This is a genomic window from Clostridiales bacterium (assembly GCA_018333995.1).
Taxonomy (GTDB): Bacteria; Actinomycetota; Coriobacteriia; order Anaerosomatales; family SLCP01; genus JAGXSG01.
On sequence record JAGXSG010000008.1, the window covers coordinates 186,726 to 208,638 of the forward strand.

Annotated in this window: 20 protein-coding genes; 18 read left to right on the top strand and 2 right to left on the bottom strand. The window is 66.0% G+C overall.

Annotation, left to right across the window (positions count from 1 at the left end; all coding sequences use genetic code 11):
• The 15 genes from KGZ40_03155 to KGZ40_03225 all read left to right on the top strand — a co-directional run bounded on the left by KGZ40_03155 (position 1) and on the right by KGZ40_03225 (position 17,043).
• Complete coding sequence (locus KGZ40_03155) at positions 1 to 1,935, top strand: type II secretion system F family protein (protein MBS3956515.1); 1,935 nt, start codon at positions 1 to 3, stop codon at positions 1,933 to 1,935.
• Entirely contained in the window at positions 1,935 to 2,870 is a 936-nt protein-coding gene (locus KGZ40_03160) for a type II secretion system F family protein (GenBank protein ID MBS3956516.1), read from the top strand. Before KGZ40_03155 ends, KGZ40_03160 begins: the two co-directional genes overlap by 1 nt.
• Positions 2,871 to 3,020: 150 nt before the next feature.
• Positions 3,021 to 3,590: a GTP cyclohydrolase I FolE gene (gene folE / locus KGZ40_03165; protein ID MBS3956517.1), complete on the top strand. Its 570-nt coding sequence runs from the start codon at positions 3,021 to 3,023 to the stop codon at positions 3,588 to 3,590.
• Between the two features lie 3 nt (positions 3,591 to 3,593).
• Positions 3,594 to 4,436: a dihydropteroate synthase gene (folP, locus tag KGZ40_03170; protein ID MBS3956518.1), complete on the top strand. Its 843-nt coding sequence runs from the start codon at positions 3,594 to 3,596 to the stop codon at positions 4,434 to 4,436.
• 8 nt (positions 4,437 to 4,444) lie between these two features.
• Positions 4,445 to 5,242 carry a 2-amino-4-hydroxy-6-hydroxymethyldihydropteridine diphosphokinase gene (folK, locus tag KGZ40_03175; protein ID MBS3956519.1) on the top strand — a complete coding sequence of 266 codons (798 nt, stop codon included), beginning with the start codon at positions 4,445 to 4,447 and terminating at the stop codon, positions 5,240 to 5,242.
• 134 nt (positions 5,243 to 5,376) lie between these two features.
• Positions 5,377 to 6,285 (top strand): 3-methyl-2-oxobutanoate hydroxymethyltransferase, encoded by a 909-nt coding sequence (gene panB / locus KGZ40_03180; protein MBS3956520.1) that lies wholly within the window; start codon positions 5,377 to 5,379, stop codon positions 6,283 to 6,285.
• A 3-nt stretch (positions 6,286 to 6,288) separates the two neighbouring features.
• Positions 6,289 to 7,170, top strand: a complete 882-nt coding sequence (gene panC / locus KGZ40_03185) for a pantoate--beta-alanine ligase (GenBank protein ID MBS3956521.1) — start codon at positions 6,289 to 6,291, stop codon at positions 7,168 to 7,170.
• Positions 7,167 to 8,084 carry a quinolinate synthase NadA gene (gene nadA, locus KGZ40_03190; protein ID MBS3956522.1) on the top strand — a complete coding sequence of 306 codons (918 nt, stop codon included), beginning with the start codon at positions 7,167 to 7,169 and terminating at the stop codon, positions 8,082 to 8,084. The genes panC and nadA overlap by 4 nt, the downstream gene beginning before the upstream one ends.
• Entirely contained in the window at positions 8,077 to 9,837 is a 1,761-nt protein-coding gene (gene nadB, locus KGZ40_03195; GenBank protein MBS3956523.1) for an L-aspartate oxidase, read from the top strand. The genes nadA and nadB overlap by 8 nt, the downstream gene beginning before the upstream one ends.
• Positions 9,837 to 10,763, top strand: a complete 927-nt coding sequence (nadC, locus tag KGZ40_03200) for a carboxylating nicotinate-nucleotide diphosphorylase (GenBank protein MBS3956524.1) — start codon at positions 9,837 to 9,839, stop codon at positions 10,761 to 10,763. Before nadB ends, nadC begins: the two co-directional genes overlap by 1 nt.
• A 1-nt stretch (position 10,764) precedes the next feature.
• Positions 10,765 to 11,454, top strand: a complete 690-nt coding sequence (locus KGZ40_03205; GenBank protein MBS3956525.1) for a DedA family protein — start codon at positions 10,765 to 10,767, stop codon at positions 11,452 to 11,454.
• Positions 11,451 to 12,425: a biotin--[acetyl-CoA-carboxylase] ligase gene (locus KGZ40_03210; protein ID MBS3956526.1), complete on the top strand. Its 975-nt coding sequence runs from the start codon at positions 11,451 to 11,453 to the stop codon at positions 12,423 to 12,425. Before KGZ40_03205 ends, KGZ40_03210 begins: the two co-directional genes overlap by 4 nt.
• Before the next feature lie 107 nt (positions 12,426 to 12,532).
• A complete protein-coding gene (locus KGZ40_03215; GenBank protein ID MBS3956527.1) occupies positions 12,533 to 13,147 on the top strand; it encodes a biotin transporter BioY in 615 nt (204 codons plus the stop codon).
• Positions 13,148 to 13,270: 123 nt separating this feature from the next.
• Positions 13,271 to 14,524, top strand: coding sequence for a DNA repair exonuclease (locus tag KGZ40_03220; protein ID MBS3956528.1), 1,254 nt, complete (start codon positions 13,271 to 13,273; stop codon positions 14,522 to 14,524).
• Positions 14,524 to 17,043, top strand: a complete 2,520-nt coding sequence (locus KGZ40_03225) for an AAA family ATPase (protein MBS3956529.1) — start codon at positions 14,524 to 14,526, stop codon at positions 17,041 to 17,043. Before KGZ40_03220 ends, KGZ40_03225 begins: the two co-directional genes overlap by 1 nt.
• 22 nt (positions 17,044 to 17,065) lie before the next feature.
• Here the strand turns inward: KGZ40_03225 and KGZ40_03230 are convergent, their stop codons facing one another.
• Together KGZ40_03230 and KGZ40_03235 are read right to left on the bottom strand one after the other, a co-directional pair.
• The gene (locus tag KGZ40_03230; protein MBS3956530.1) at positions 17,066 to 18,502 is read right to left on the bottom strand and encodes a HAMP domain-containing protein; all 1,437 of its coding nucleotides are present in this window, start codon (positions 18,500 to 18,502) and stop codon (positions 17,066 to 17,068) included.
• Positions 18,503 to 18,514: 12 nt separating this feature from the next.
• Positions 18,515 to 19,219: a response regulator transcription factor gene (locus KGZ40_03235; GenBank protein ID MBS3956531.1), complete on the bottom strand. Its 705-nt coding sequence runs from the start codon at positions 19,217 to 19,219 to the stop codon at positions 18,515 to 18,517.
• Positions 19,220 to 19,322: 103 nt separating this feature from the next.
• Here KGZ40_03235 and KGZ40_03240 point away from each other — a divergent pair, with 103 nt between their 5' ends.
• The 3 genes from KGZ40_03240 (at position 19,323) to KGZ40_03250 (ending at position 21,726) form a co-directional block, all read left to right on the top strand.
• Complete coding sequence (locus tag KGZ40_03240; protein MBS3956532.1) at positions 19,323 to 20,087, top strand: type III pantothenate kinase; 765 nt, start codon at positions 19,323 to 19,325, stop codon at positions 20,085 to 20,087.
• Positions 20,088 to 20,200: 113 nt separating this feature from the next.
• Positions 20,201 to 20,812, top strand: coding sequence for a transcriptional regulator (locus tag KGZ40_03245; GenBank protein MBS3956533.1), 612 nt, complete (start codon positions 20,201 to 20,203; stop codon positions 20,810 to 20,812).
• Positions 20,791 to 21,726 (top strand): quinate 5-dehydrogenase, encoded by a 936-nt coding sequence (locus KGZ40_03250; GenBank protein MBS3956534.1) that lies wholly within the window; start codon positions 20,791 to 20,793, stop codon positions 21,724 to 21,726. The genes KGZ40_03245 and KGZ40_03250 overlap by 22 nt, the downstream gene beginning before the upstream one ends.
• Positions 21,727 to 21,913 lie beyond the last annotated feature (187 nt).

The following is a 21,913-nucleotide window of genomic DNA, read 5'->3' on the forward strand; positions in this document are numbered from 1 at the left end:
ATGCGGACGGCTCACCGGAGACGCGCGTTCACGCTCGTGATAGGGATGTCGCTTGCTGTGGGCATCGCAGTCGCTCCGATCGCACTCGCGTCGGCCGTCGCTAAGCACGTGCTCGTCGCGCAAAGCGTCGACTCTTCCGAGTACCCAACGATTGCGCTCACTATCACGCTTCCCGTTGAGATGCTTGCGGGAGGCGAAGGCGAGACGGCATTCACGGTGCTGGAGAACACTGCCGAGCGAGAGATTCTCAGCGTTGAGCCGTTGGCGGCCGCGCGGGCGCCGATGGACGTGTTACTGCTCATCGACACTAGCGGCAGCATGCAAGGAACGCCGATGGCCGACGCCAAGACAGCGGCCCGTGCGTTCGTGGCAGCCAAAGGCGCGGGCGACGAGATCGCGATCGTTTCCTTCGACAGTGAGGCCGAGGTGCGCTCGGCGTTCACGAACGACCGCGCGGCGCTCAACGCCGCGATCGACACTCTGGAGGCCCGGGGCAACACGGCGCTCTACGACGGGGTGGTGAAGAGCGCGGGGCTCCTTTCGGCCCGGCAAGATCGCGAGAGGGTCATCTTGCTCCTGAGCGACGGCGGGGACACCGCAAGCGCCAACACGCTTGATGAGGCGGTCGGAGGACTTGTCGCGAGCGGCGCGCCCGTTTACGCGGTGGGACTTGAGACGCCGGAGACCGACATGGGAGTGCTCGCGACTATCGCGGAGCAGTCCCGCGGGCGGCTGATTGAGGTCGCGGACTCCGGGGATCTCGAGCGGCTCTACGCGGATGTCGCGCGCGAGCTCACGACCCAGTACCGTCTCACGTTTAGGAGCGCGCAGCCTAACACGACGCAGCTCGATCTGCAGGTGTTGGCGACGGTGAACGGGCGAGCGGGCACCACGAGCTTCGTGGTGAACAACCCGCATTTTCAGAGTGCGGCGGGTGTGGGCACGGGAATTGAGCCCGCGTCGCCTCTCACATCGGTTGCCCTGGCATCGCTGATCACGCTACTTGCCTTCTCGGCGGCGGCGCTCACGGCATGGTCGGTGCTCGGGATGGTCGTCGGCAGGACGTCTCGCCTTGACGACCTCCGCTTCTACGACCAGCTGAGCGGGGCCAAGGACACGACCAACACCCCTTCGGCCGGGCTGGGCGGAATCGTACGCGAAGCCGTCGCGGTGGTGGCCGGACGCCGCGGCCTCACGCAGCTCGTCCATCAGAAGCTCGATCGGGCGGGACTGCCGCTGCGCCCGGTGGAGTACATGTATCTGCATCTTGTCGGGGTGGTCGTCGCGGGCGTTGTCACCCAGGTGCTGGCGGGAAGCTTCGTGTTGTCACTCGTCGTCGTCGGCTTTGCCACGGCGCTCCCGGTCCTGCTCCTAGAGAGCGTGATCACGCGCCGCCGGCGAGCGTTCGACGACCAGCTGCCAGAGATCCTCTCAATGATGGCGAGCTCGCTTCGTGCTGGGTGGGGCATCCAGCAATCCATCGATCTAGTCGCCCAGGAGATTGGCGATCCAGCCGCGTCTGAGTTCCGTCGTGTGCTCGCTGGAATCCGGCTCGGCCAGGCCGTCGAGGACGCGCTCGATGCGATGGCCGAGCGGCTTGACAGCGACGACTTCCGGTGGACGGTGACCGCGATAGCGATTCAGCGGGAGGTGGGGGGCAACCTTGCCGAGGTTCTCGACCTCGTAGCGTCGACCATGCGTGAGCGCGCTGAGCTGCGCCGGCACATCAAAGCGCTCACATCGGAGGGTCGGCTCTCGGCGGTCATCCTGTTCGTGTTGCCGTTCGTCATGATGGGATTGCTGCTCGTCGTCAACCCGGGGTACATGACTCTGATGTTCAACACGTTTGCCGGATGGGTCTTGCTGATCGCTGGGGCGGTGCTCCTCGTGGTGGGCGGATTCTGGCTCCGGCGCGTCGCGGAGGTCGAGATATGATGTCTGAGTGGCTCATTCCGGGCTTGGCCGGGGCGAGTGCCGCCGCGTTTGTATACTCGCTTATCACGCTGCTCTTCTCAAGTGAGAGGCAGGTGCGCCGCCAACTCGAGGGGCTTACCGCATACGAATCTGGACAGGCCGGACATGCCGAGCCGTTGCTTATGCCTTTCGTTGACCGGGTCATCAAACCGGCGTCGCGATCTATCGCTGCCACAGGGCGCCTGCTCGCACCGAGGGACTACTTCGTACGCGTCCGGCAGCGGTTGGTCATCGCGGGAAACCCCTATCGGATTGAGGCCGAGCAGTTGCTCGCGCTCAAGGTGATCGGGGCGGCGGGCTCGGCAGTTATCGTGGTGATTGCGGGAGGGATCGTTGGGGCTCCCGTCGGCCGCATGGCGCTCGCTGCGGCGGTAGCGGGCGCGGCGGGATTTTTCGGGCCGGATATTTGGCTGCAAAGCCGTATGAGCGCGAGGCGGCTCGAAATACGGCGTACTCTTCCCGACATGCTTGACATGCTGACGATCAGCGTAGAGGCCGGGATGGCGTTTGACGCGGCTGTCGCCAAGATCGTCGCAAGCCGACCAGGCGCGCTCTCCGAGGAGTTCGGGCGGATGCTGCAAGAGATCCAGGCTGGCATCTCCCGTCGTGATGCGCTGCGCGCTCTCGGCGAGCGGACCGATGTGCCGGAGCTGCGCACGTTCATTCTCGCTATGATTCAGGCCGATGTGTTTGGTGTCAGCGTGAGCAACGTGCTACGGAGCCAATCGCGTGAGATGCGGATCAAGCGCCGCCAGTTCGCTGAGGAGATGGCGCAGAAAGCACCGGTCAAGATTGTCTTCCCGCTCATCTTATGCATCCTTCCCGCGACGCTGATCGTGGTGGCCGGTCCCGCGATCGTGAGCGTCGGGCGCGCGTTTGGTCTCCTAGGCGGGTAGGCCTCATCGGCGGATGAACTGGGTTTCGCGGCACCACGACGATGCCCGTGGGGCGCACAGTTTCGGGCATACTAGTGGAAGGACGGGGCCTCTCTCTTGTGGGGGCGTTCGCCTAATATCGTGTCAGCCGCCTGTAGGAGGAGCCGCCCCATGCCCCATGACGCCCAGAAGATCGTTGAAGGCGTTCGACTTATCCTCGAGGGTATCGGCGAGGATCCCTCGCGAGAAGGGCTTCTCGGCACGCCTGAGCGCGTCGCCGACATGTACGAGGAGATATTCGCGGGGCTCGATCAGGATGCCGCAGAGCACTTCTGCGTGACTTTCAACGAGGGGCATCAGGAGATGGTGCTCGTTTGCGACATCCCGCTCTACTCGATGTGCGAGCACCACCTCATCCCGTTCATCGGGCGGGCGCACGTCGCCTACATCCCAGGAAAGCACGGACGAATTTGCGGGCTGTCGAAACTTGCGCGAGTTGTCGACGTGTACGCGCGCAGGCCGCAGGTCCAGGAGCGGATGACGAGCCAGATCGCGGACACGATCGTCGAGCACCTCGATCCGTCCGGCGTTATGGTCGTGATCGAGGCCGAGCACCTCTGCATGTCGATGCGGGGGGTCAAGAAACCCGGAGCGATCACCACGACGTCTGCCGTGCGCGGGATCTTTGAGCGAAACATCGCGACGCGCTCGGAGGCGATGTCGCTGATCAAGGGCCGGTAGCCCGTGCAGTGGGAACGCGGACTCTGGAGGTGTGGAGCGTGGTCACTCGATCTCGACGAGCCGCGAGTGATGGGGATACTAAACGTCACCCCTGACTCGTTTTCTGATGGCGGTCTCTACGCCGACGCGCCGGGCGCGCTCCGTCATGCTGACGCCATGGTCGCGGCAGGTGCCGCAATCATCGACGTGGGCGGCGAATCTACGCGTCCGGGCGCTGCGCCGGTAAGTGCCGCCGATGAGATCAGGCGCGTCGCGGCGGTGATCGCACGTCTGGCCGAGAAGGGCCGCGTACCCGTCTCGGTAGACACCCGCAACGCTGAGGTCGCGCACGCCGCGGTGGCTGCGGGGGCGTCGGTCATCAACGACATCACCGGATTTCGCCACCCGAGGATGATCGAGGTCGCGGTGGGGTGCGACGCGGGTCTGGTCGTCATGCACATGCTCGGCGAACCTCAGACGATGCAGGACGACCCCCGCTACGGCGACGTGGTCGACGAGGTCGCAGCGTTTTTGACCGGGCGGACTGCGGCGCTCGAGGCGGCGGGAGTCGCGCGCGACAGGATCGTGATCGACCCGGGGATCGGGTTTGGCAAGACGCACGACCACAACCTTGAGCTGCTGCGGCGGTTGCCCGAGATCGCCAGCATAGGTTACCCCGTACTCATTGGGGCGAGCCGCAAGCGCTTCATCGGGAACATACTCGGACAAGAGGATCCCGCGAGCAGGGCGTGCGGGAGTGTAGGAGCGGCCGTGTACGCGGTGATGCGCGGGGCGAGTGTGGTTCGCGTGCATGATGTTGCCGAGACGGTCCAGGCTTTGGCGGTGGTTTCGGCGCTCGGGAGGTGATCGGCGTGGTGCGGGCACATATTGGCTTGGGATCGAATCTCGGAGAGCGTCTTAATGTCATGGGAGCGGCACTCGTCCGGATCGACGAGCTCGTGGACACCACGGTTATCGCGGTGTCGCGTGTCTACGAGTCCGAGCCGTGGCCGGATCCGGATCATCCTCCGTTCGCCAACGCCGTTGCGGTAATCGAGACTGGCCTTGCGCCTGATGTTTTGCTCGGCATGCTCAAAGAGATCGAGCGTGAGTGCGGACGCACGAGTGGACTGGCCAACGCTCCGCGCGCTCTCGATCTTGACATCCTGCTCATGGAAGACGAGGAGTGGGTGAGCGCCGAGCTCACCATTCCTCACCCGCGGATGCTCGAACGCGACTTCGTGATCGCGCCCCTGCTCGAGGTTGACCCGTTTGCGGCGCTGCCTGACGGGACTCCAGTGGGGGCTGACGAGGTGCGCCACGGACGCGTGACCGGCGTGCTCGGCGTTGTGCCGGGGTTTGAGGCGGTAACTCGCGACATCGAGCACGTGCAGCGCGATGGCGAACCCGCGTGGACCGAGGTCGCCACCGCGGGAGGGACCGGCAGAGGAGAAGGGTATCCTGCCGCTGGAGCCGCGCTCATGTTCGAGCGCTCGGTACTCGATGCGGAAGGCATCGAGTACGCATGGGATCCGTATCCGCCCGAGCGGTGGTCGAACCCGTACGGCATCAAACCTCGATTCCGTCTGCTCGTGCCTGCGTCCCTCGGGGACAAGGCCAGGTTGGTTCTGGCGGAGGCCGCGGCTGCTCCGCCGGAGATTGGCGACGTGTAGCGAACGCGAGGCGCGTTTGGATGCGTGCGGCACGAGCGCGAGCAGGGTATACTCTCACTCCCACCCGCATGGGGCCGCTGGGACCTCGGAGAAGGCCGGGGCCGGGACGGCAGATCGGGAAGGATGTGAACACCATGAGCGCTACGGTTCCGTTCGATGCCGCGCGCGCGGTTACGATCACCGCTCTGCGTGCGATGAAGGCGGCCGGACGCCCGGTCGTCATGGTCACCGCGTACGACACACCCTCGGCTCGTCTCGTCGACAGCACCGGGGTCGACGCCGTCCTCGTTGGCGATTCACTCGGGATGACGGTGCTCGGGTACGACTCGACGTTGCCGGTCACTCTCGATGACATGGTTCGCCACACAGCGGCGGTGGTGCGTGGAGTGAAGCGCGCTCTTGTTATCGCGGACATGCCGTTCATGTCGTTCCAGGTCTCGCCGGAGGATGCGGTACGCAACGCGGGACGGCTTATGGCCGAGGGAGGAGCGGCGGCGGTCAAGGTGGAGGGCGGCACCGTGGTCGCTCCGACAGTGCGGCGTATAGTCGAGGCCGGAATCCCTGTCATGGGTCATGCGGGGCTTACGCCGCAATCCGTGCACCAGCTTGGTGGATATCGCGTTCAGGCTAAGGAGACGGCGAGCGCGCTCGCCCTGATCGAGGATTGCCGGGCGCTCGAAGAAGCAGGGGCGTTTGCCATCGTACTCGAGTGCATACCCGCTGAACTCGCGGCCCTCGTCTCGCGCGAGCTTGCCGTACCCACGATCGGCATCGGTGCGGGCGCCGGATGTGACGGTCAGGTCCAGGTCTTCCACGACCTGCTCGGCTTGGGTGGAGACTTCGTGCCCAGGCACTCGCGACGTTTTGCCGACGTGGGGGCGATGATCCGCCAGGCGGTTGCGGCGTACGCCGATCAAGTGCGCGACCGGACCTTCCCTTCTGCCGAGCAGATGACGCATATGGCTCCCGGCGTCGCTGATGAGGTCGAGCGGGCGCGCAGGGGATTGCTTAGAGCGGTCGGCGACGATATCGAGAGAGGGTAGCCGGTGGAGTCGGTTGCGTCGAAGGCAGAAGCGCGCAAGGCTGTCGCTGACGCACGGTGCGATGGCAAGACGATCGCCCTTGTGCCCACTATGGGCGCGCTTCACGACGGACATCTCGCTCTTGTGAGGGCGGCGCGGGCGCGCGCCGCCTACGTCGCGGTCTCCGTATTCGTGAACCCTACGCAGTTTACCTCCGGCGACGACTTCGACAGCTACCCGCGCGATCTCTATCGCGATCTCGAGACGCTCGCCGCCGAGGGGGTCGACCTCGTGTTCGCGCCATCAGCAGCGCACATGTACGCGCCGGACGCCGCGGTGACCGTAGATCCGGGTCCGCTTGCGTCACGATGGGAGGGCGAGGTTCGCCCTGGTCACTTTCGCGGTGTTGCGACGGTGGTGACGAAGCTGTTGTCGATCGTGCGGCCTGATGTGGCGTTTTTTGGCGAGAAGGATTATCAGCAACTCCAGGTCGTCAGGTCGGTCATCGCCGATCTCGACCTCGCGGTGACCATTGCGGCGCACCCGGTCGTCCGGGACCGTGACGGTGTCGCGCTTTCGAGTCGCAATGTGCTCCTCGATGCCGAGACGCGCCGAGCCGCGCGCGCGGTGCCCGCGGCGCTGGATGCGGCGGCCGAGGCGCTCGCGTGGGGCGAGTGCGATGCGCGCGCGCTCGAGGGCGTCATGATGGACGCGCTCGCCGCCGAACCGTTGCTCACCGTCGATTACGCCGCCGTGGTCGACCCGCATACGCTCGAGCCCGCCAGCGCTCTCACCGCTGCTGCCCGGGCACTGATCGCTGTCCGTGCAGGCGCGGTGCGCCTCATCGACAACGGTGAGCTCGTTGCGCCGCCCGAAGGGCCTCAACGCAAGGGGACCGGCAGGTGATCGCTGACTTCGCTGAACTCACCGCCGAGATCCGGGCCCTCGCCGCCGAGCGCGACGCGATTGTGCTCGCACACAACTATCAGCGTCCCGAAGTTCAAGACGCCGCTGATTTCACTGGCGACTCCCTCGGCCTGTCGAGACAGGCGGCGTTGACCGGCGCGAGCGTGATAGTCTTCGCGGGGGTGCACTTCATGGCCGAGACCGCCAAGATCCTCTCTCCGGGCAAGACCGTGCTCATGCCCGAGCCGCGAGCGGGGTGCCCGATGGCCGACATGCTCACCGGTGAGCAGCTCGCCGCGTGGCGAGACGAGTATCCCGGCGTGCCAGTCGTCACGTACGTGAACTCAACGGCGGAGGTCAAGGCCCTCTCAGACATATGCTGCACGTCAGCGAACGCCGTAGAGGTTGTCCGCTCTCTCGGTGCCCGGAGGGTGCTTTTCGCGCCCGACCGAAATCTCGCGGCGTGGGTCGGATCACAGCTTCCCAGTGTCGAGATCATCGCGTGGGACGGTTGGTGTCCGGCGCACGATGAGGTGACCGTCGAACAGGTACAGGAAGTGATAGAGCGGCACCCGCACGCCGAGGTGCTCGTGCATCCCGAGTGCCGTCCCGAGGTGACGGCGCTCGCCGACGCCGTGCTTTCCACGAGCCAGATGCTCCGGCGTGCGAAATCGTCGAGCGCCGATGAGTTCGTGGTCGTGACCGAGGAGGGACTGCTGCATGCGCTTGCGAAGGCCGCACCGGCTAAGCGGTTCGTGAACCTTACACCTCGCATGCTCTGTCCCAACATGAAGGTGACCACGCTATCCAAGGTGCGTGATTCACTTGCGGGTATGCATACCGCAATCGAGGTTGACGCCGCCACTGCGGCAGCGGCTAGAGGAGCGGTCGATCGGATGGTGGCGCTTGGCTGAACAGGCGCACACGGATGACGCGCCGTACGACCGGACGGGCGAGGGCCCCATCGGTCTCTTCGGGCACCCGGTGCATGCGGCTGCTGCTGTGCTTCCGGCATCTCTCGGCAGGCGTTACCTGCTTGCCTTCGACACCGATGAGCTGCCACAAGACACCTACGACGTGCTTGTGGTCGGTTCGGGTATCGCGGGACTCACGACGGCGCTTTCGCTTAGTCCGGATCTGCGAGTAGGGCTTGTTACCAAGGCGCGTCTCGCTGAGACGGGCACGTGGTACGCGCAAGGAGGAATCGCTGGCGCGGTAGGGGAGGCCGATTCTGTCGAACTGCACGTCGCCGACACGCTCGTCGCGGGACAGGGAATCTGTGACGCCGGCGTCGTGAGCATGGTCGTGCGTGAGGCGGCTGAAGCGCTCGCCGGACTTGAGTCGTATGGTGTGCGATTTGACACCGAAGACGGCGGCGAAGTGGCGCTCGCGCGAGAGGGCGGACACACGCTGCCGAGGGTGCTCCACTCGGGAGACGCCACCGGTGCCGCGATACAGGGCGCGCTCATCGCGGCGGTGCTTGACGCATCGGACGTCGAGGTGCTTGAGGAGCATTTTCTCGTTGATCTCCTGACGGCTGGTGACCGTTGCGTGGGAGTGCTCGCGCTCGATGATGTGTCCGGTCGCACGCGGGTGATGTGGGCCGACGCTGTGGTGCTCGCCACGGGCGGGTGCGGACAGGTGTATCGCGTGACGACCAACCCGGCGATCGCAACCGGGGACGGGGTCGCGGCCGCGTGGCGCGCTGGCGCCGAAATCACCGACATGGAGTTCGTGCAGTTCCATCCCACCGCGCTCGACTCCGACGCGCGGCCGCGGTCGCTGATCACCGAGGCGCTCCGCGGCGAGGGCGCTTACCTGCTCGACGGTGATGGACGGCGCTTCATGCTCGCCGCCCACCCGCTCGCCGAGCTCGCTCCTCGCGATGTCGTGACCCGGGAGATTGAGCGTGTAATGGCTCGGTGCGCAAGTCCTGGTGTGTGGCTTGATGCGCGGCACCTCGGGGAGGAGCGGCTTCGGCAGCGCTTCCCGACGATCTGGGAGCGATGTGAGGGTGCCGGCCATGACCTTGCCCACGACCTCATCCCGGTCGCGCCGGCCGCTCACTACCTCATGGGCGGCGTCCGGGTCGACGAGGATGGGCGCACTACAGTGCCTGGGCTTTTCGCGGCAGGTGAGGTCACAGCCTCTGGTCTCCACGGCGCGAACCGGCTCGCATCCAACTCGCTGCTTGAAGGGGTCGTCTACGCCAGAAGGATCGCGCGAGCGCTCTCGGCGGAAGATGAGCCGGGCACTTTGCGTCCCGGCCGCGTCATTTCCGGAGAGGCCGAGAAGACCGCCGCGTTTGCGCTAGGTGTGGCGCGCGACACGATCCAGGAGACGATGGCTGCGTTCGCCGGGATGAATCGCTCGGCGGGCGGACTTGCCGAGGCCGCCGAAATCATAGCGGGATTGAGCCGCCTTCTCGATGTGTCGCTCCGCCGGACAGCGGAACTCGAGCTACAGAACATGGTCACTGTCGCAGCGCTCATCGTGCACGCGGCGCTTGCCCGGACCGAGACGCGCGGCGCTCACGGCCGGACCGATCATCCGGCTCGCGACGATGAGCGGTGGCTCGGCCATCTCGTGTGGCGTCGCGGTGAGGCGTTGCGCTTCGAGCCGACTGCTTCGGGCGGGGCGGCGCCGCCGGGGCCGGGAGGAGGCTGATGACTCGCGCCGCGATGCCGCCTGCCGACGATCTGCTCGCTCGAGCGCTTGCCGAGGACTTTGGCGTGGTGCCGGAGGTGTTTCTCGGCGGCGGGGTGAGTGACGTCCTGGCGCGCGACGTGACCACGGCGGCGCTCGTAGGGCCGGATGTCCGATACGCGGGCCGCCTGGTGTGCCGTGAGGCAGGGGTGGTGTGCGGTATCGGGTACGCCGCACGCGTATGGGAGTTGCTCGCCGCCGCGTCTGGCCGGCGCGCCCCGTCCGTCATCGCACTGGCCGAGGACGGCGAGCACGTCACGCCGGGTACGGCGGTCGCGCGCGTGGAGGGTTCCGCCGCGGTTGTATTGGGGGGCGAGCGGACCGCACTCAATGTGATCATGGTGCTTTCCGGCATCGCGACTGAAGCGGCTCGGTGGCAGAAGGCAGCGGGGAGTTGCGTGACTGTGCTAGACACGCGCAAGACGCTCCCGGGACTCAGGACCCTTTCCAAGTGGGCGGTAAAGATTGGCGGCGCCACCCCGCACCGTGCGGGGTTGTGGGACATGCTACTCATCAAGGACAACCATCTCCGGCTCGCCGGCGGCGTTCCGGCTGCGGTACAGGCCGCGCACGGTGCGAACCCCGGCATGATAGTTGCGGTTGAAGCCGACACGGTTTCGCACGCGATTGAGGCGGCGAGGGCCGGGGCCGACATCGTAATACTCGACAACTTGGACGATCCGGCGCTGACGGCCGCGGTCGCGGCGGTGCGTCACGAGTCCTCACTGACCGGGAAGCGGGTGTTCACCGAGGCATCGGGAGGCGTTACACTCGGGCGGTTCGCACAGGTGGTGGCGACCGGTGTCGACCGGGTATCGACGAGTGCGCTCGCGCTCGCGCGACCGCTCGATCTCGGGCTTGATGAAGATCCGCAAGGAGGAGTGTAGCGTGGCCCCGATAACCGGCATCACGCTCGTCGACTGGGTTCTCGGATTCCTCGATACCGCCGGGTACCGGCTCGTCTTTGCCATCACGCTCGTCGAGAACATCTTCGTCGTGGGGTCGTTCACGCCAGGTGAGACTGTCGTGATGGCGGCGGCGTTTCTGTCCACTCCCTCGTACGGCACGCTGTCGTGGCCGCTCGTGTGGATCTCCTCGGTCGCGGGCACGGTTACAGGGTGCAACATCAGCTACTTTATTGGCAGGAAGGGAGGCCGTGAGGCGCTTTTGCGCTACGGCCACCGGTTTCACATCTCCGCGAAGCGCATCGCTGAAGCCGAGGCGTACTTCGACCGGCACGGCTCGAAGACGGTGCTCATCGCGCGCTTTACCGCCGGATTCAAAAACTTCGTGCCGATGATCGCCGGCGCGTCGCGGATGAAGATCCTCTGGTTCGAGATATACACCGTGCTCGGCGCGGTACTCTACACCTCGCTCATGGTCGGGATCGGCTACTTCGTGGGCGAGAACTTCAACGAGGCTCTCCGGATCGCGTCTCGGATCACCACCACAGGTTTTGTGCTGGCGGCGCTTGTCGTGATCGGAGCGGTGTTCGCATGGCGTCGGGCTCGCAAGCGCTGGGCGGCGGAGGCTGCCGAGGAAGACATGCGGGATGCGGCCTCGGACGACGTTCGGTGAGTCGGCGGGACGATGTGCTTGAGGCGCTGCGCGCAGCGGGAGGAACGGGCGTTTCTGGCACCGTGCTGGCGGCTGAGCTCGGCGTGAGTCGCATGGCGGTCTCGAAGCACGTGAGAACCCTGCGCGAGGCGGGATACGAGATCGTGTCGCGGCCCGGCGCTGGCTACGCGCTTGTCAACGTGGCGGACGCGCCTATACCCGCTGAGGTGGCGCGGCTCCTTTCCTCGGCGATGTGGGTGAGGCTTGAGGGCGGAGGGCAGACCGTCTCGACGAACACCGACGCCGCCACGCTCGCGCGCTCGGGCGCACCGCACGGTACCGCGGTGCTCGCTGATCGGCAGACCGGAGGCAGGGGGCGTCTCGGCAGGAGGTGGGAGTCGCCCGCAGGCGGCGTGTACGTGTCGGCCGTGCTCCGTCCGCCGCTCGCTCCATCAGCGCTCGGTGGGTTGTCGATCGCCGTTGCCGCCGGAATCGCTGGAGCGCTCCGCGAGCAGGGGATCGCGCCTGCCGTGAAGTGGCCCAACGACGTACTGCTGGGTCAGGGCAAGCTCGCAGGAATTTTGCTCGAGATGGCTGCCGAGACGGACCGCACCGAGTGGGTGGTGGTCGGCGTGGGCCTGAACGTGAAGCGTCCAGCCGCGCCGTTGCCGGGTGCGGCGTACTTGGCCGACGAAGTGCCGGACTTTGGTCTCGCACGAGGTGCGGCGATCGTGCTCGACGGGATTGCCGCTGGGTATCAGATGCTCATCGAGGGAGGGATGGATGCCGTCGCGGCAGCGTTCGAGCCGCTCGACGTGTTGCGTGGCCGGGAGGTTCGGGTGAGTGATGTGTCCGGCGCCGAGCGCGCGCGCGGTATCGCCTCAGGCATCGATGGTGATGGACGCCTCCGAGTCGACTGCGGGTCTGGAGCTGTCGTGGCGCTCGCAGCCGGAGATGTCACACTCGGCGATGCCGGGCGCTTCAACACCTGATCGACGGGAGCGGGAGCTGGGAGCGGGATCCGGGGGGGTTGCGCCGAGCGTCCGGTATAGTAAACTTGCGCGAACTATCAGGTTTACAGACATTCGGAGGCCGCACGGTGCAGCAAGGTACAGAACCGCTTTCAGAAGCCGGAAGAACCGGCGCGACCGCCGCCTTGCCGGGACCGGCCGCAATACCCGGCCGCACGCGTGAGCTCGTGACTGCGGCGCTGCTTGCCGCGCTCCTCGCGGCGTCCGCGTGGGTCGCGATTCCGCTCGGCGGAGGTGTTCCGCTCACGTTGCAGGTCTTCATCGTCGTGCTTGCCGGCCTCGTTCTCGGACCGAGAGCGGCGGGTATCGCGCTTGCGGTCTACCTCCTCTTAGGCGCCGCGGGGGTGCCCGTCTTCGCGGGCGCGCGGGGAGGTCTCGACGTGCTGTTCGGTCCGACCGGCGGCTACTTGTGGGGCTTCCTCGTCGCCGCCGTGCTGATCTCGTTCTTGCGGAGCGGACTCGCCCTAGCCGTGACGTCGCGCTTCGCTGAGGCGGTCGCGGTCGCGGTAGGCGTGATCGCGATCTATCTGCTCGGCTGGACGCAGCTCATGTTGGTTATGGCTCTGGATCCCGCTGCGGCGTTCGTGGCGGGGGTGCTTCCATTCATCGTGGCAGACGCTATCAAGGGGGCCGTGGCCATCGGGGTCGCGGCCGCGCTTCGGCGAGCCAGAGTGGTCGTCTGAGCTGAAGCGGCGAGCGAGCGGCAGGCGTTGCATTGCCGGTTGCCGAAACACTAACCCTCCCGCATGTCAGTGTCTCGGTCTACTATGGACTCCGAGAAATGACTGACCTGCCGAGGGGACACGATGGCGCCTACGCTCACGTTCGTCCACGCCGCCGACCTGCATCTTGACGCCCGCTTCGGCGGGGTCGACGCGAGCGACGCGCGCGTGCGGGACGCTCTTGTGGAGTCCACGTTTGATGCGTTTGAGGAGATATGCGACGTCTGTGTCGCAAGGGGCGCTGCGTTCCTCATCATCGCGGGGGACCTCTACAACACGGCCGAGCGGAGTGTGCGCGCCCAGACGCGGTTTCGCGCCGCGGCTGTGCGCCTCGCTGAGGCTCGCATCCACATCTTCGTAGCGGCCGGCAACCACGATCCGCTGTCCGGTGGCGGCCCGGCGATCGCAATGCCCTCCAACGTCACCATCTTTTCGGCCGACGAGGTGAGCCGAGAGTGTTTTCCGTCAGACGACGCCCCGCTTGCGGTTCTCTACGGGCGCAGCTACGCTCGCTCGGCTGAGACGCGCAACCTCGCTGCGGGGTTCTCGCGTGACTCGGCGGACCCCTTCGCTATCGGCGTGCTTCACGCCAACGTAGGCGGCCAACCCGGTTTCGAGCCGTACGCGCCGTGTTCGCTTGAGGACTTGCGAGCCGCGCGCATGGATTACTGGGCGCTCGGCCACATTCACAAGCGGATGAGGCTTTCTGAGAATCCCCCCGTCGTCTACCCGGGCAGCCCGCAAGGGCTCAACCCCGGCGAGACGGGCGGACATGGGTGCGCGGTGGTGACCGTCGAAGGCGGCGGGGTCGAGATCGAGTTCGTCGAGACAGCGCGTGTCGTGTGGGAGCGTGTTTCGGTCGAGTGCGGTGACGTGGCGACCGCCGATGAGGTCATAGACCGGCTCGATGCGGCGTGCGCTGGAGTGCGCGAGCGGGCGGGAGGCCGACCGGCGATCGCGCGGATCGACCTCGAGGGGCGTAGCGCGGTGCACGCGTTGTTGACCAAACCACGCGTGCTTGACGACATCATCGAGCAGGTCCGGGACACACATCTTGAGCGCGGCCCGTGGGTCTGGCTCGACCGAGTGCGCGACCTCACCGCTCCCGCGATCGATCTCGAAGCGGTGCGCGAGGGAGCGGGGTTCGCCGCCGAACTGATCCGCGTGGCGGATGGCTACTTGGAGCCAGCGCGTGCCGACGCGGTGCTCGCGGAGGCGCTCGCCCCTCTGCACCGGAGGCTCGATGGGATCGACCTCGATTTCGATTCTCGATCCATCGTTGAGCGCGCGCGCAATTTGTGTCTCGACCGCGTTGTTGTGCGAGAGGTGAACGAGTGATGTGGCTGGCACGTATCGACGCGGAACGCTACGGAGGAGTCGCCGGGACGGGACTGGGTCCGCTCGGACCGGGACTCAACGTCGTGCTCGGACCAAACGAGGCCGGCAAGAGCACGCTAACGGCGCTTGTGCGCCACGTGTTGTACGGCTTTCCTGACCGTAGGGCCACGGAACGCGCGTATCGCGTCGAAGGTGCTGGAAGGCACGGGAGATTAGTCTTTGCTGATGAAGCCGGAGAGTGGGTTGTCGAGCGTGTGGAAGGACCTGGCGGGGGTACCGTCACGGTGCGCACGGTGCGTGGTCCTGAGCGTCCCGAGTTGCACGCGGAGCTCATCCGCGGGGTGACGGCCGAGGCGTACCGAGTCGTGTTCGGGTTCGGGCTTGCGGACATGGCCGGCATTGTCGCGTCCTCCGATAGTGTCGTTTCGCGTCTCTACCAGGCCGGAGCCGGTCTCGCCGCGAGTCCCCAAGATGTCTGCGCACAACTTGCCGCCGAGGCGGAGCAGCTCTTCACTCCCCGGGGCCGAATCCCGGTAATCAACGCGGCGGCACTGGAAGCCGCGGAGCTGCACGAGAAGATCAGGGAGCTCGGCAGGTCCGCGGGCGAGCTCGAATCACAACGCGAGTCGCTTGCGACACTCGATGCGCGCGCCGCCGAGGCGCGGGAGGGGGTCCGGAAAGCGGAGCGTCGCCGGGATGAGTCTGCCGCGTGTTTGCGACAGGTTGAGTCGAGTGAGGAGCGCATCCGCGAGATATCGGCATCGCTAGTCGAGCTACGCAGGGAGCTTGCGCTTGCTCGTGGCGCTGTTGAAAAGGCCGTCGTGGACACGCGGGTGATCGAGGCGGCACCGGTGATCGAAACCTTAGCTGCTGAAGTCGTGGCCCACCGCGAGCGCCTTCCTCGTGTGGCCGCCGCTCGATCCCGCATAGACGCGCTCACCAGGGGAGTGGCCGATCGTTTGTCGGAAGCGGGACTCGATGAGGAGCGCGCGGCGCTCGTTCCCGTGGGCGCTGAAGATCGCGCGGCGGTCGACCATGCGCGTGACCGGCTGCTCCGGCTCGAGCTTCGCGCCGAGGAAGCCGTTCGCGCGCGGGACAAGGCCCGCGCTGCGGTGGAGGCGTTTCGGGCCGCGGAGTTGCGGGCCGGTTCGGGGCGGACCGTGACACCCGTGCCGGTGCACAGGCTCTCATGGGCGCTTCTTGCGCTCGGTGGCGCGGGGGTGGTGGCCGGGTGGCTGGGTGCGGTGTGGCCGCTTGCCGGGTTCGGGTTGCTGGTCGCGCTCGCGGGGTCAGCGCTCGTCCTTTATGGGCGGCGGACTGCGGAGCATGTCCCCGTCATCGCAGCCCACGCCGCCGAGGAGCACCGTCTCGACGTTGAGGCGCGCCGTACCGCTGCGGATGAAGAACGAGAGTCCAGCGCGCTTCAAGACGCGCGCGAGGAGTGGAGATCGTGGTGCGCGAAGCGTGGCCTCGGAGACGTCTTGACCCCTGCGGCGGTCGCGGCCGTGTTCGACGCTGTAGTCGAGGCCAACCGCCTTGCGGCGGATCGAGAGTGCTCGCGGCACGAGCTTGCCGGTGAGGAGGAGTTGCTTGACGCGTTCACCGCGCGCGTGAGGGATCTCGCGGCTGCGCTCAATGTCGATACAGCAAACCTGTCTTTCGTCACAGCGCCCGAAGTGGTCGCACGCACTGTCGAGCTGCTGGCCGATGCGAGAGAGCGGGAGCGTGTCGCGGCGGCGGCGGGGGAGGTTGTCGAGAAGGTGTCGCCTCGCATCGCCGCGCTTGAGACCGCTGAGCGCGATGAGACAGAGCGTGTCGTCGCTGCGCTCGCTGAGATCGGGATCGAAAGCGGCCGCCTGGAGACGGTGGCGTTCGTCGAGGAAGCGGCGCGCGACGCGACGGAGGCGAGGAAGCGTCTCGAGGAACTCGAACATGACCGCGCGCGCATCGCCGGGGCGATCGAGGCTGCGGAAACCGAGACTCGGGCGGGAGCGCTCGGCCTAGAGCTGACCGGCGTGCGTGAGCGTATCGCCGCCAACGCTGAGCGCTACGCGGTGGTGAGAGTCGCGCTTGCGATGCTCGCTGAAGCGCGGGGTGTCTACGACCGGGAGCGTCAACCCGCCGTGGTTCAGGCGGCGGGAGGCGTTCTGGCGACCATGACCGGCGGTCGCTACCGTTCACTGTCGATCCCGCTTGGGACCACGGGAGTCACTCTCTACGATGCCCAAAGCAGAGCCAAGGACATAGAGATCCTTTCGACCGGTACTGCGGAACAACTCTACCTGGCGCTCAGGATAGCGCTCCTCGGCACTCTCGGTGAGATCGGCGCTGGATTGCCCGTGCTCATGGATGACGTATTTGTCAACTTCGACCCGCAGCGCAAGGCGGGCGCGGCGGCTGCGGTTGCCGAGTTCGCTCGCGAGCGGCAGGTAATCGTGTTCACGTGTCACCCCGAGACACGCACTCTCCTCGCGGACGCTGATCCTGACCTCGCCACCTTCACGCTCGATCGGTGTTGAGCGCAGGGCACGCGGACGACGCTCACTCTTTGAGTGCTGGGAGGCTGATCGTGAATTGCGCTCCGCCTTCGGGCCGGTTGGCTACTTCGATTTCGCCTGCGTGAGCTGTGACGATAGCCTTGACGATCGCCAGCCCAAGGCCGGAGCCGCCGGTTGCGCGCGTACGGCTCGGCTCGGTGCGGTAGAAACGATCGAACAGGCGGTCTAGGTCCCCTTCGGCTATCCCGGGACCTTCGTCGAGCACTGAGAGCACCGCACGGCCGTCCCTCTCCTCGAGTTCGATTCGCACGCTCGTGCCTGCTCCGGCGACGCGCGAAGCATTGTCGACGAGGTTCGCGAGCACCTGCTGAAGCCGGTCCTTGTCGCCCAGTACCATCGGCGCGGCCCCAGCGATCTCGACACTGACGCCACGCTCGGCGAGCAGGGGTTCGAGGACCTCGATGGCTCGGCGGGCGATGTCGCCCAGATCGATGCAGGAGAGCGGCAGTTCGCCGGTTGCCCCCTCTATCCGTTGGAGTGTCATAAGATCGCTGGCGAGACGGGCGAGGCGCTCCGACTCGCTCACGATCGTCGTGAGAAACCGTGACGCCTCGTAGGGCGGGACCTCACCGTCGAGCAAGGTTTCGGCGGCGCCGCGGATGGCGGTCAGCGGGGTGCGCAGTTCGTGGCTCACATCCGAGACAAAGCGCGACGTCCGCTTCTCCTCGTTGCGCAACTCGCTCACTACGTGTTCGACCGCATCGGCCATCGTGTTGAACGTCTCGCCTACGGCGCGCGTCTCCCGCGGGCCTCCGGGTGCGACCCGCACCGTGAGGTCTCCGTCGGCTAACGCGTGCGCACTCGCTTCGAGATGCCGCAGCGGACGCGAGAGCCATCGTGAGAGGAACTCAGCGATCAGTAGAGTGACCACGATGAACGACGCAAGCGCCCAGATGAGCCGGTCGCGGTAGTCGCGAAGCGCGTTCATCACCGTAACCGTTGGCGCCGACGCGTACGCGGCCCCGACGATCCGGCCTTCGGAGCGTATCGGGTAGGCCACGTATATCACGTAGCGGTTCTCTTCGTCGATGCGCGCAGCCGCGCCGTAGCGGCCCGCCAGCGCCTCGCCGACCTCGGTCCGTTCGCTGTAGTCGAGCCCCGCCCCGTCAGGTCCAGCGGAGTCGGCGAGTGCGATTCCCGCCCCGTCAAGCACACGGATACGGGAGAACAGCCGTCCGTCGGCCTCCTCAAGAACCTGCTGTAGAGCTTCCTCGGATCCCGGCGCTCCGGCGGCACCCCCGGGATCTAGCTCTCCAAGGAGCGCTGCCGCCAGGATGGCCTCGGCGGCGAGCCGGTCCTCAAGCGCGTCGAGCCCGAGCGATTCGAGCTGCGCGAGGAAGTACCACGACAGTCCAGCCGCCGAAGCGATCGCGACGGCAAGCAGGATAGCGAGGAGACGGATGCGAATCGAGGACAGCACCGCCGGGCCGCCTTACGCGCCGATGCGGTAGCCGTAACCGCGCACCGTCTCGATGACAGCGGGGTCAACTCCAGCGGCCGCGAGTTTGTCGCGCAAGCGCTTGATGTGCGTGTCGACCGTCTTGGTCTCGACGAGGTACTCCCATCCCCACGCTTGGCGCAGTAGCTGTTCCCGGCTGAGAACCTTGCCGGAGTAACGCATGAGAGTCGCGAGCAACTCGAACTCCCGGGGTGTCAGATCGATGAGGGTTTCGCCGTGGTGCGCCTGGTGCGTCGACTCGTCGAGCACGACGCCAGAGGCCTCGAGGCGTTCGCCCGGGAGCTCATCGGGAAGTCCGGAAGTTACTGAAGCGCGGCGCAACAACGCTTTGACACGCGCCTGCAACTCCCGGATTCCAAAGGGTTTCGAGAGGTAATCGTCGGCTCCGAGCTCGAGGCCCACCACCTTGTCCAGTTCCGTGTCGCGGGCCGAGAGAAGAAGCACCGGGACGTCGCTGTTGACGCGAAGTCGACGTACCACTTCATAGCCGTCTGGACCGGGAAGCATGATATCGAGGACGATGAGGTCGTAGCGGGTCGCGGTGGCGCGTTCGAGTGCCTCGTCGCCCGCCGCGGCCGTGTCGATCTTGTAGCCCTCCTTGGCGAGGTTGTACGAGATGAACTGAACAATTGAATCCTCGTCGTCTACCACGAGGATTCGCGCCGGTCCGTTGGTCATCACGCGCCTCCCGATGTCGCGGGTCACCTGCGCCGATGATACCATTGACGCAGGTGACCGCCGGTTGCGTGTCACCGTTCCGTCATCCTTGGCAGGAGCAGCGGTGATACTGGCGGTCGACATCGGAAACACCCATACCGTACTCGGCTTGTTCGATGAATCGGGCTTGGGCGAACATTGGCGGACGTCGAGTAACCCGGCGCTCACGGCTGACGAGTTGCGAATCAAGCTTGCCGCGTTGCTCGCGGACGGCGGACACGCGCTCGGCGACATCGACCACGTCATCATCTCGTCAGTGGTGCCACGACTGACCGCCGCCTACCAGGAGGTCGCCGAGGAAGCGTGTGGGCGCGTTCCGATGGTGGTGGGACCTGGGCTCAAGACGGGGATGACCATACGCTACGACAACCCGCACGAGGTCGGGGCGGACCGCATAGTCAACGGCATCGCCGCATACTTGGCCCTCGGTGGCCCGGTCGTCGTGGTTGATTTTGGTACCGCCACGACCATCGATGTCATCGACGGCACGGGGGCGTATCTTGGCGGGGCGATCGCGCCGGGAGTCGAGACGAGCGCTGAAGCGCTATTCACCAAGGCCGCACGTCTGTCGAAGGTGGACCTTGACGCTCCGCCCAAGGTTATTGGCACCAACACGCGCACGAGCGTGCAGGCCGGCCTCATTCTCGGTGAGGCGGCTATGGTCGACGGGCTCGTGCGAAGAGTGTGGGAGGAGCTTGGTACGCAGACGCCGGTGATGGCGACAGGCGGTCTCGCAGCCAAGATGGCGCCGATCTGTGAGACGATCACCGCTGTCGATCCCGACCTCACGCTCAAAGGGCTCGTCGAGGTGTACCGGCGCAACACCTGAGGTGGCCACACGGCTGGAGTCGCCGCGTTATACTCTCTCACGTACACAATGGTGTGCACAGCGGCGTGTCTCCGCAGTGCCATCTATGCTCGCATATGGCGGGGAGGTTTGCCGTGAGGTTTTTTCGCATCGGCGAGAAGGTCGTAAGTCAGCAGAAGCTCTTTGACGCGATAGGCGACATCCTCGCCGATCGTGAGGCTGGCGCTACGCAGGAGGAGACCGCGCGTACGCACGGCGTCCAGAGGTCGTTTGTCTCGTTCATCGAGTCACTCGGCGAGGTGCGGCGCGGCGCACGTATCGCGATGGTCGGTTTCCCCGTGGCCAACGCTGAAGAGGTCAAACGCGTGGCCGAGGAGCACGGTGTGGATTTCACGCTCGTGTTCAATCAGGCGGAACGCGAGAGTATTGAGGGTTTCTCCGGAGCGGAGGTCTTCAACCGGTTGCTTGAGACGCTCGCCGCGCTACGGGACTACGACACGATCATCTTGCTTGCGAGCGACTGGAGGATCGAGCTGGTCGAGCGCATCTTGGGCCGCGAGGTGATCGCGGTCTCGCTCGGCCCGTCACCGCTTCGGGAGGATGTCACGGTCGACATCGGTGAGATCACGCAGCTGCTCACGGGGATCGGATCGGCGCGCGCGCCACGTCCACGCAGCGGCAGGGTGAGCGCCGCGCTGAGGCAGGCGGCCGAGAGGGCCGGGAGGTGGACACCGTCAAAGAGGTAGTGAGCGTGTCCCTCGGTTCTTCGGTTCGCGACCACGTGGTCGAGATCGAGCTTCTTGGCGAGCGGTTCCGGCTTACGCGGGAGGGCTTCGATGGCGACACGCGGCGGGCGGCGGACCGGCTCGAGCTCCTCGACGGCCAAGTAGACGCCCTCAGTCTTGGCGGCATAGATCGCTACCTGCGGGCGGCTGGCCGCGACTACCACTTCCGCGCCACCCGCAAGCTCGCAGCGCGGGTGCACGAGACGCCGCTCGTGTGCGGCGCGGCGATCAAGGGCCCGCTTGAGCACGCGGCGGTGCGCTACATGACCGAGACGCTCGGACTCGATCTTGCGGGAAAGCGGGTGCTCGTGACCTCGGCGGTTGACCGTTATGGATTGGCCGAGGGCTTTCACGAGGCCGGGTGCGCGATGGCCTACGGCGACTTGCTCTTCGCGCTGGGGTTTCCCGTGCTTATACGCGACAAGGTGACGCTCGACCGAACGATCCGTGTCGTCGCCCCTATCGCGGCGCAGCTGCCCTTCTCGTGGCTCTATCCCACAGGAGCGGCGCAGGACAGGCCACCGTCAGTGAAACGGGCTCATCTCTACGATGAGTTCGACATCATCGCTGGCGACTATCAGTACGTTCGCGCGTTCATGCCAACTGATATGACCGGCAAGTGGGTCGTCACCAACACTACGACCGCTTCCGATGTTGAGTTCCTGAGAGATCGTGGTGTGGGACTGTTAGTCACCACGACTCCGCGGCTTGGCGGACGCTCCTTTGGCACAAACGTGATCGAGGCTGCGCTCGTCGCGCACGCGGGCGCACCCGCAGAGCTCACAACAGACGAGTACCTCCGTCTTATCGCGGAGGCGGAAATCAGGCCCGATGCGCGGTGGCTCCAGGGCTCTAACGGAGTCATTCAGGGATGATAACGCCGATGGGCATTGTCTTTGCTCCTGTTCATGCAGGTTGGTCAGGGACGCGTTTGTGTGTTTGTGGTCAAGACGTCCCGGTGGTACTATTCAAGTGTTCAGGCATCTAGCAGGCGTTCGGAGCGGCACTCCCCAACTCCGGCCTCGTGACTGCGCGTGAGCGAGGCTCCCGGCACGGAATCCG

Coding starts and splice junctions, on each gene's coding strand:
- KGZ40_03160 (MBS3956516.1), top strand. CDS start 1,935: ATGTCTGAGTGGCTCATTCCGGGCTTGGCCGGGGCGAGTGCCGCCGCG.
- nadC (MBS3956524.1), top strand. CDS start 9,837: ATGACTCGCGCCGCGATGCCGCCTGCCGACGATCTGCTCGCTCGAGCG.
- folE (MBS3956517.1), top strand. CDS start 3,021: ATGCCCCATGACGCCCAGAAGATCGTTGAAGGCGTTCGACTTATCCTC.
- panB (MBS3956520.1), top strand. CDS start 5,377: ATGAGCGCTACGGTTCCGTTCGATGCCGCGCGCGCGGTTACGATCACC.
- KGZ40_03225 (MBS3956529.1), top strand. CDS start 14,524: ATGTGGCTGGCACGTATCGACGCGGAACGCTACGGAGGAGTCGCCGGG.
- KGZ40_03155 (MBS3956515.1), top strand. CDS start 1: ATGCGGACGGCTCACCGGAGACGCGCGTTCACGCTCGTGATAGGGATG.
- KGZ40_03220 (MBS3956528.1), top strand. CDS start 13,271: ATGGCGCCTACGCTCACGTTCGTCCACGCCGCCGACCTGCATCTTGAC.
- KGZ40_03235 (MBS3956531.1), bottom strand. CDS start 19,219: ATGACCAACGGACCGGCGCGAATCCTCGTGGTAGACGACGAGGATTCA.